Below are 8454 nucleotides of genomic sequence, written 5' to 3' on the forward strand. Positions count from 1 at the left end.
TTTATGGCAAGGCATTTTCTTTTCTATGATTCATAAAATACTTCGTTTCTTTTATCTCAACACTTACGGTTTTATATGTCTTGCTTTAGGTTTTATTTTTATCGCAGTTCCGTTGTGGACATTTTCAAAATTTTGGCTGATACCACAAGGAATTCTTTCTCTTATTGCCTTTATATTTGCCTACAACCTTTTGGGAATGTGGAAAGATAAAATACGTGAATATATGATTCTGATTGAGAGAAATAAAAACGAATTTCGTCCGGACACTTTTAAGATTTTTATGGATGCTCCGTGCGGAAGAAAAATTACCAAAGCAGTACTAAAAGATTTGGGAAAACCGGAAGAATACAAGAATTTGTTGATTTATAAGCCGAAACTAAAAAATCTTGCAAGAGATTTGTGTTAGAAAAAACGGATTTTTTATTGTTTTGTTTTTTAAACGCAATATGTTTAAATTATTGTTAAACGGCATAAGAAAAATAATATAAAATACTGTAAATGTGTTACATTAGATTAATTATGGCTGATATACGGAATTCCGGCAAAATCGCCCGCCGGAAAATCTTACCCGATTCTTTTTCTTGGCGCAACTTTCATTTTGTCACGAAAGTTGCTTGAGCGGTCGCTGCAAAAGCAGCTCCCTTTTTGGCGCAACTTTCGTGCCAACTTTGCCGCTGCTATGCGCGTCGTCAAAGGCCATTTGCCCGCCCGGACGGACAAAGACGCCTTGCCCGGATGCAGGTCACCGGTCTGCAAACTCCTAAAGACTTTTTCCGAAAAATTCTTCAAAATATGATATAGTTATTCTCATGAAAGTTTATCTTGACAACTGTTGTTACAATCGACCGTATGACGACCAAAGTTTTCTGCCGATTTCACTTGAAGCACAAGCAAAATTGCTTGTTCAATTGCTTATAAAAGAAAAACGCTTGGAACTTGCTTCTTCGTTCATTTTGGATTATGAAAATTCTTGTAACCCATATACGGATAGGAAAAATGCTGTAAAGAATTTTTTAGCCGACAATGTTTCCGATTATGTAGGTAGTGAAAAATCAGAAGAAGTCATTACAAAGGCAAAAACAGTGATGGCAACAGGAATAAAAATGAAAGATTCTTGTCATATAGTTTGCGCCGAAATGATGAAATGCGACTATCTTTTGAGTACGGACAAAGGTATGTTGAAGTATAAAAGCGATACTGTAAAATTGCTTAATCCGATAGAATTTATAGATTTGTTAAACGGAGGTAATGCAAATGAAGACTGAAATGATTGCCCCGCCGGCGACGATGGAGCTTCTTTCTCGCGGTATGGAATGCTTGATAGATGCTATGGGAGTTGTTGAAGCAGAATACTTTATTGCCGCTGTACGAAGAGAACGATTCGATTATACAAAATGGCAAAAAGAGCATTTTGACAAAGCAGATTTAGAAACTTTTGTTAATAATGCGAAAGCTTATGCTCAAAGTATGGGAAAGTGAAAACGAAACCTCTAAAGCAGCGGGGCTTTGTTAAACGCGAGTTTCGGATAAATCGAAACGTCTAACACCCGCTTCAAAGCCGGCGACAGCGACTGTGTGCAGTTGCTTGAGCGGTCGCTGCAAAAGCAGCTCCCTTTTTGGCGCAACTTTTGTGCCAACTTTGCCGCGCTGCTATGCGCGTCGACAAAGGCACAAATGCTGGTTAAGCGAATATTATACGGATACCCGCGTACCGGGCGCTCGGTTTTACGTCTTCTCTTTAACCGCTTTAAAAAATTCTGCAGCCGCACGGGAAAGTTCTTTATGCTTTTTCCATGCAAGTACAAGACCTGTTTCAATGGGCGGTTCAAGCGGTAAAAAAGAGAATAAATTATTTTTTATGTGGTAAGATTTTTTATCAAGGCAGAGGGCATTTCCTGTTTCGTTTTCAACGAGCGGCAGAGAAGTGCTCATAAGATTATAGGTAGATACAATGTTCTGCCTTGAAATGTCGCCTCCAAGCAGGCCGGAAAATTCTCCGCGAACAAATGATTGATTCGGCACTATGAGGGGAAAAGATTTTATTTCCTCGCTTGAAATGCTTCGTTTTTTTGAAAGCGGGTTTTTCTTTGAAACTAAAAGCCCCCATTTTCCGCGGTTCCCAATTTTATGTAATCGTAACGGCTTATTTGTGCCGTTTCCAAAAGCACTCCGAAGTCCGAAACGCCGCTGTCAAGTTTTTCCATCACATCAAAGGCATTCCCGCTGAATATCTCAAAAGAAACCGCGGTATGTTTTTCCCGAAAATCTTTTATTGATTTTGCAATTTTTGAAAAGCCGTCAAAATCGCTTGTTCCGATTGAAATTTTTCCCTGCAGTTCGCTATCGGTTGTAAAATCCGCTTGCATTCGGCTAATCATATCCGCAATTTCCTGTGCATGACGGCGAAATCGCAAACCCGCGTCGGTTAAAAGCGTTTTTTTGTTTGTCCGCATAAAAAGCGTTGTTCCGAGTTCCGCTTCCAATTCCGCTATCTGCCTTGAAAGCGTCGGCTGCGTTACATGAAGCACATTTTCTGCTGCCTTTGTAATGCTTTCTTCCTGTGCGATCGCAAGAAAATACTGTAAGGTTCTCAGTTCCATACAATCAGTATAGCATGAAAATAAATTTTGCCATACCTTAAAGGCATATCAAGTCATAAAAACAAAGTATTTGATATTTCAAAACGCTTTACATAAAATAAGACCGTAACAATTGAAAAGGCGGAATAGCGTATGAAAAAGATTTTTGTGTTTTTGATGCTTGCACTCTTTTCTGCCTCGGCATTTGCGGACGGAAATACGCTCATCGTTTACTTTTCGCTTTATAAAAATCAAGAGCATATTCTGACCGATGCCGACAGCGGAGCAAGCAGAACTTTACGGTACGGAGAAATTCAGGAAAACAATGCGACTTTAGCGCAAATGATTTCCGGGAAAATCGGCGGAGCGGATATCGTGAGCATTGAGGTTGAAGAAAAATACGCTGATGACAGATACGGAAAAGTCGTCCAAAAGGCAAAAGAAGAGCAGTAGAATAGAGCTCGTGTCCGCTTAAAAACAAAGGTGAACACAAGCGGCTATGACACAATTATTATGGGCTATCCGATTTGGTGGAAGGTTTAACTTGAACGGCTAAAATAACGCCGTCCAAGTTAACTTCGAGTTTTCTTTCGAAAACTCGCTTATCAACTGCGCGCAATAAGCGCACTAATTGCAATCAGTCGAAAATTGATATTTTCTCCCTTTGCAATTTTTAAGAATGACATGCCCCGTGCAGTATACACTTTTTTCGAGGACACGGATTTTTCAGGGAAGAACGTGTATCTTTACACTTCCACGCTCGGAAGCGGCTTTGCCAGGACAATCTCGGGGATTCAAAAACTTATCCCGGAAGCCGGCCTTTGCACACAAGGCTTGCATGTGGCAAGTTCCCGGATTGCAAATGCGGCCAAAGAAATTGACGCCTGGCTTAAAAAAGTCGGCTTGATAAAATAAAAAGGGGAATGATAAAAAGCGCCGTCTGAAATATCGCCGTCGCTAAAGTCTGAAGACGAAAAACTCGAAGAGTTTTTCTATATATCAGAGACACTCGCGATTTCTGCGCATTGCTCGAAATCGCAACGTTCTTATCTCGAGTTTGCGTGGATGTTTGCAGAAGACATTTATAAGTGGTGCTATCGCGATAAAAATCGTATGAGTGCAATACACTGTATTTGCAAACTCGATTATTGAATATGTGCGCATTTGCGCACAGCTAAAAACTTTTTCGAAAGTTGAAACTTTCTGCAAAAGTTTTTATAGGAGAAATATGAAAAAAAACATTTCAATCATTTTAACAACATTTTTGCTTGTAACAGCAGCATGTGCTTTGGAAACTTCCGGTAACTCGACGGCTTCGACCGGCTCAACCGCCGCAGCTTCAACGAAAGGAGAAACAAACATGAATAAAACGACAAGGGTAAAAATCACGGTAAAAGGAAAAACGCTTTATGCCGCATTCGACGACAACACAACAAGCCGCGCAATCATTGCGCAAATACCCATGACGCTTCCCATGCTCGACCTTTACGGAGATGAAATGTGCTATCGCTATCCGCAAACTCTTCCAACCGACAGCGTAAAATCCTACATTCACAAAAAAGGTGAAATTTTCTACTGGCCGCCCAGACACAGTTTTGTAATCCGCTATGTTTCTACAAATGAAAAACTCGACATTCAGCATATCGGACAGATTGAAAGCGGAGTAGAAATCTTTGACGGAATCGGCAATGTAGATGTAAAATTTGAAATAGATGAGTAAAAATATATAGAAAATTCGCCCGCTTCAAGATCGATAAAAAGTTCAAAAGTCAAGAGGGTGTTTTTATTACCGATCCTACAAGCCGACTCTTACCGCACCTTAAACAGCCGCCCCATAACGGCAGGGTCTTTTGCAAAAGCGTTGCCGCCCGCGTGCGGATCGGCGTATCCGCGCCGCGTAAAATATTCGTTGTCTTTTAAGTCGAGTACGAGAACGGCGTCGATTTCCTGCTTGCTCAAACCTTTTTTGCGGTACAGTTCATACAGCGTTCGATAGGTTTCGGAAACGGAATGAGAGCCGTAATAGCTGTCGTTGCGGCCGGTCGCCATATAGATGACAGGCTGCGCGCTTATGATAAAATCAATCTTTCCGCTCCACTTGGAACTGACGTGCAAAAAGGCGGCATACAAATCCGGACGCTTTGTTTATCGTATTCATTTTCATTTTCTCAAAGTACTTATTTATTCTTCCGTTCTTCAACCAACTTGACGAACCATTCCACCGTGTTCGGATCGTAATGCGAAAAGAACGAACTTTCAGCCTTATCGAGCGCGGCGATGCGCTGCATATCCTGCTCGCTTAAACAGAAATCGAACACGGCGATGTTTTCCGCCATGCGTTCCGCCCTCGTCGATTTGGCAAGCGCAACGACGTTCCGCTGCAAAAGCCAACGAAGCATAACCTGTGCGGTGCTTTTGCCGTATGCATCTCCGATTTCCTTCAATACGGGATTTTCAAAAAGACCGCCGCGCCCTTCGCCGAACGGCGCCCACGCTTCATGCACGACGCCGTATTTTTCCATCCACTTGTGCGCTTCAGTCTGCTGATCTAGCGGATGCGTTTCCACTTGATTGATCATCGGCCGGATGCGGGCAAACGAAGCGATATCGACCAAGCGGTCGGGGTAAAAATTCGACACGCCGATCGCGCGAAGTTTCCCTTCTTCGTACAAATCCTCAAGCGCCCGCCATGCGCCGTAATAATCGTTGAACGGCTGGTGCAGCAGCATCAAATCGATATGATCAAGCTGCAGTTTTGCAAGCGATGCAAGCACCGACTTGCGGCACTCATCATACCCGTAATGCTCAATCCACACCTTGCTCGTAATAAACAATTCGTCGCGCCTGGTGCCCGATTTTTTGAGCGCGGAACCGACGCCCTCTTCGTTAAAGTACGCTTGCGCCGTATCGATCGAGCGGTAGCCCGCCCTTATCGCGTCGAGCACGCACCGCTCCGTATCTTTCGCCTCAATTTGGTACACGCCGAAACCCAGCATCGGCATTTTCACTCCGTTCGATAACGTTACATATTCCATCGTTTACCTCCTGATAAAACCTTTTGCGGAAAGTTGCAGCGAAGCTTCAAGCAAGGCGCAACTGTTTTAGGGCGACCCGGTTTCCGCTTCCGCGCAAACCGTCGGGCTTTTCGGGGTTCCGCCTTTCGGCTCCATTCGACGCAACTGCTCTTAGCAGTTGCTTACGAACGGCTTCGCCGCCCCTCCAATCCCTGTCGCTTGTCCGCGGCATTTACGACCCGGCAGCTCCTGTCATACAAACTAGCAAATAAACGAAAATATGTACAATAGAAATTTTGCAAAGCGCCGTATTTCCTCAAATAAAAATCTAACCCAAATGATTTAGGTTCCTCAAGTAAAAATCTAACCGTAGCTATTTTGACCAAGGGACAGCCATAGAGATAAGCGTACTTTGGAGCTGTTGTGTTTTCTCAAGCAGCAGTTGCAAATCCAAGTTGACCATTCTCCGTCTCAGTTCCTCTTTTTCAGCAGGGCTCAGTTCCTTGCTTTCCATAAGCCTTCGGTAAGGAGTCTTAGCAGTATCATATTTTTTTATAACCTTTGCGTCTATTCGTGCCTTAGCGATAATCTTCATCGAAGGGAAAAAAAAGTTGACGAGCTTGTTATAGTATTCATACAGTTCTGCCATGACTTCTCGTGTTTCTTCTCCTTCAAAGCGGTAATAGCCGACAATTCTTCGTACCACACTGTCATTTTTCTGCTCGACAAAGCAATTGTCATTCTTTTTGTATTCTCTACCTCTGGTAAATACAACCTTATGCTCTTGGCACCATTGCAACAGCTGAGTATTTTTGAACTCACCTCCGTTATCACTGTCGATGCCTTTCATCTTAAACGGTAATTTTTCTTTTACATCATCGACCGCTTCTTTTGTCCAGCGTTGGGCTTTGTTCAAAAGAGCTCTGTTTTCCGTCCATCCTGAATGCACGTCGGTGAGTGTGAGCGTACAAACATACTGACCTTCGCTCCTCATACCGCAATGAGCGACCGTGTCGGCTTCAAAAAAGCCTGGTTTTTTCTCGTCCCAATTGAAATAGGTGCGTATGGGAATAAGCTTATTCAGATTTTTTGCAGGACGTGTGGTCGAAATACCGCGGATTGAATGTTTTGGGATTTCCGGCTTGAGAATCCTTGCGACCGTTGCGCTTGATATGGCGCTTAGTTTAAGCTTGAGTTGTTCATCATAGCCTGCCTTTTGAGCAAAGTAGTCGATGTTGTCGCGGATGAACGGAACAAGGCGTTTTGCACACAGATACATCGATAAAATCCACAGGCGAATAACTTCCTGTTGTACGTCTTGACAGTAGTATTTTTCATAGCGCCGCTTTTTGCGTACTTTCGTAATGACCTGCACGCTCTTTTTTTCAACGTTGTTAAAGTGTGTTATTTTTATGTACGCCGTGTTTTTCAAAATGTGGATGGCATACTTTCGGTTGTAGCCGGTGGTCGCAATGAACTCATCGATGATTTTCGTCTTGTGCTTTTTGCTTGCCGTACAGTAGCGTTTTGCCGTTTCTTCGGTTAATTTCTGTTTCGTTTTCATGTCTAACCCCATTTTGCCCTTCCTTCGGGCTTCTATTGTGACTCAGATTTGGGTTAGATTTTTACGTGATTCACCGCTTTTTTTTCGGTTAGATTTTACGTGAGGCAATGCGAGCGCTATCTCAAAACCGCATAGTGAGATATACTGTTTTTATGGAACTTTATCAGCTGCGACAGCTTATTGCGTTTGCCGAATGCGGGAGCCTTTCAAAAGCTGCGGAAACGGTACATACGTCGCAGAGCGCGCTAAGCCGCGCGATGAAAAACCTTGAAGACGAACTCGGCGTGCCGCTGTTTTCGCGCACCAAAAACAGTATCGCTCTTACCGAAACGGGAGAGCTTGCAGCGCGCCACGCGCAGATTGTCGTTTCGGCGCACAACGACATGATCCGCACTGTCCGCGAAGAAGACCGCAGGCGGCGCAGCTTTTCTTTCGGTTCGATTGCTCCCGCGCCGATATGGGAGCTTACGCCGATTTTATCCGAACGTTTCCCCGGCAAAACTGTAAGCACCGACTTGCAGGAAAAGGAGACAGCCCTCATTCGCGGACTCGACGACGGTGCGTACAATCTGATTATTCTGCTCCACCCGCTTGAAAAAACTGACTCCGGCGGAAAACCGCGCTATCTGTCTAAACCTTTTATCCGCGAAAATCTTTTTGTGCTTTTGCCTTCTTCGCACCGCCTTGCAAAGAAAAGCTCTCTTCAGCTTAGAGACCTTGCGGGTGAAAAAATTCTCATACACAATAAAATCGGCTTTTGGTATCCGGTGTGCCGGCGGAAAATTCCGGACGCGGTGTTTTTGGAACAGAGCGAGCTTTCGGCCCTGCGCGAAATCGTGCGCGCGACCGATCTGCCGTCATTCAGAACAAACGTTACAAACATCCGCGACGCCGACCCGCACGGCAAAGTCGCCGTTCCGCTTTCCGATCCGGATGTAAACGTGCAATTTTGGTGCGTATGCTTGGCGGAAAAAGAAACCGAATATGCGCCGTTGTTCGCCGCGCTGGAAAAACGCTACGGGTGAATTTTTACAGAATTTTGCAGAAGCGGAATTTACACGTGATGCAATGCAGAATATTGACATCATCGCTGTTTTGTATTAATATAACTAGACACGACGCAGGGTAGAGCAGTTGGCAGCTCGTCGGGCTCATAACCCGGAGGCCGTTGGTTCAAGTCCAACCCCTGCTAAAAATGTAAATCTTTGTGTTACAAGGATTTACAACACCACCAATCCCAATAAAGTAAGGCTTGGCGTGACATCAAATTACTAATTTAAGTAAACAGTTTAAGTAA

The 8454-nt window shown here is 43.9% G+C and carries 10 protein-coding genes, 1 tRNA gene and 1 pseudogene; 8 read left to right on the top strand and 4 right to left on the bottom strand.

Features of this window, described 5'->3' with window-relative positions; all coding sequences use genetic code 11:
• The first annotated feature begins 25 nt into the window (after positions 1 to 25).
• The 3 genes from HRI96_RS00665 (at position 26) to HRI96_RS00675 (ending at position 1479) form a co-directional block, all read left to right on the top strand.
• Positions 26 to 406: a hypothetical protein gene (locus HRI96_RS00665; protein ID WP_210117632.1), complete on the top strand. Its 381-nt coding sequence runs from the start codon at positions 26 to 28 to the stop codon at positions 404 to 406.
• A gap of 403 nt (positions 407 to 809) precedes the next feature.
• Positions 810 to 1265, top strand: coding sequence for a hypothetical protein (locus HRI96_RS00670; RefSeq protein WP_256729260.1), 456 nt, complete (start codon positions 810 to 812; stop codon positions 1263 to 1265).
• Positions 1255 to 1479, top strand: a complete 225-nt coding sequence (locus HRI96_RS00675; protein WP_210117633.1) for a hypothetical protein — start codon at positions 1255 to 1257, stop codon at positions 1477 to 1479. Before HRI96_RS00670 ends, HRI96_RS00675 begins: the two co-directional genes overlap by 11 nt.
• Before the next feature lie 246 nt (positions 1480 to 1725).
• Here the strand turns inward: HRI96_RS00675 and HRI96_RS11895 are convergent.
• Positions 1726 to 2600 (bottom strand): annotated as a pseudogene (locus HRI96_RS11895) (LysR family transcriptional regulator).
• A 132-nt stretch (positions 2601 to 2732) separates the two neighbouring features.
• Here HRI96_RS11895 and HRI96_RS00690 point away from each other — a divergent pair.
• From HRI96_RS00690 to HRI96_RS00700, 3 genes are all read left to right on the top strand, one after another.
• The gene (locus tag HRI96_RS00690) at positions 2733 to 3032 is read left to right on the top strand and encodes an NADPH-dependent FMN reductase family protein (protein WP_210117635.1); all 300 of its coding nucleotides are present in this window, start codon (positions 2733 to 2735) and stop codon (positions 3030 to 3032) included.
• A gap of 195 nt (positions 3033 to 3227) precedes the next feature.
• The gene (locus tag HRI96_RS00695; RefSeq protein WP_430741165.1) at positions 3228 to 3494 is read left to right on the top strand and encodes a flavodoxin; all 267 of its coding nucleotides are present in this window, start codon (positions 3228 to 3230) and stop codon (positions 3492 to 3494) included.
• Between the two features lie 313 nt (positions 3495 to 3807).
• Positions 3808 to 4299, top strand: a complete 492-nt coding sequence (locus tag HRI96_RS00700; protein WP_210117637.1) for a cyclophilin-like fold protein — start codon at positions 3808 to 3810, stop codon at positions 4297 to 4299.
• Positions 4300 to 4388: 89 nt separating this feature from the next.
• Here the strand turns inward: HRI96_RS00700 and HRI96_RS00705 are convergent, their stop codons facing one another.
• From HRI96_RS00705 to HRI96_RS00715, 3 genes are all read right to left on the bottom strand, one after another.
• Entirely contained in the window at positions 4389 to 4694 is a 306-nt protein-coding gene (locus tag HRI96_RS00705; protein WP_256729261.1) for a hypothetical protein, read from the bottom strand.
• A 62-nt stretch (positions 4695 to 4756) separates the two neighbouring features.
• A complete protein-coding gene (locus HRI96_RS00710; RefSeq protein ID WP_210117638.1) occupies positions 4757 to 5614 on the bottom strand; it encodes an aldo/keto reductase in 858 nt (285 codons plus the stop codon).
• Between the two features lie 352 nt (positions 5615 to 5966).
• Positions 5967 to 7169 (bottom strand): integrase catalytic domain-containing protein, encoded by a 1203-nt coding sequence (locus HRI96_RS00715; RefSeq protein WP_210116713.1) that lies wholly within the window; start codon positions 7167 to 7169, stop codon positions 5967 to 5969.
• Between the two features lie 140 nt (positions 7170 to 7309).
• Between HRI96_RS00715 and HRI96_RS00720 the strand changes: the two genes are divergently transcribed.
• Together HRI96_RS00720 and HRI96_RS00725 are read left to right on the top strand one after the other, a co-directional pair.
• Positions 7310 to 8182, top strand: coding sequence for a LysR family transcriptional regulator (locus HRI96_RS00720; protein WP_210117639.1), 873 nt, complete (start codon positions 7310 to 7312; stop codon positions 8180 to 8182).
• A 94-nt stretch (positions 8183 to 8276) separates the two neighbouring features.
• Positions 8277 to 8349, top strand: a tRNA-Met gene (locus tag HRI96_RS00725).
• Positions 8350 to 8454 lie beyond the last annotated feature (105 nt).

Origin of the sequence: Treponema parvum (assembly GCF_017893945.1) — a bacterium.
Lineage (GTDB): Bacteria > Spirochaetota > Spirochaetia > Treponematales > Treponemataceae > Treponema_D > Treponema_D parvum_A.

Coding starts and splice junctions, on each gene's coding strand:
- HRI96_RS00665 (WP_210117632.1), top strand. CDS start 26: ATGATTCATAAAATACTTCGTTTCTTTTATCTCAACACTTACGGTTTT.
- HRI96_RS00670 (WP_256729260.1), top strand. CDS start 810: ATGAAAGTTTATCTTGACAACTGTTGTTACAATCGACCGTATGACGAC.
- HRI96_RS00675 (WP_210117633.1), top strand. CDS start 1,255: ATGAAGACTGAAATGATTGCCCCGCCGGCGACGATGGAGCTTCTTTCT.
- HRI96_RS00690 (WP_210117635.1), top strand. CDS start 2,733: ATGAAAAAGATTTTTGTGTTTTTGATGCTTGCACTCTTTTCTGCCTCG.
- HRI96_RS00700 (WP_210117637.1), top strand. CDS start 3,808: ATGAAAAAAAACATTTCAATCATTTTAACAACATTTTTGCTTGTAACA.
- HRI96_RS00710 (WP_210117638.1), bottom strand. CDS start 5,614: ATGGAATATGTAACGTTATCGAACGGAGTGAAAATGCCGATGCTGGGT.
- HRI96_RS00715 (WP_210116713.1), bottom strand. CDS start 7,169: ATGGGGTTAGACATGAAAACGAAACAGAAATTAACCGAAGAAACGGCA.
- HRI96_RS00720 (WP_210117639.1), top strand. CDS start 7,310: ATGGAACTTTATCAGCTGCGACAGCTTATTGCGTTTGCCGAATGCGGG.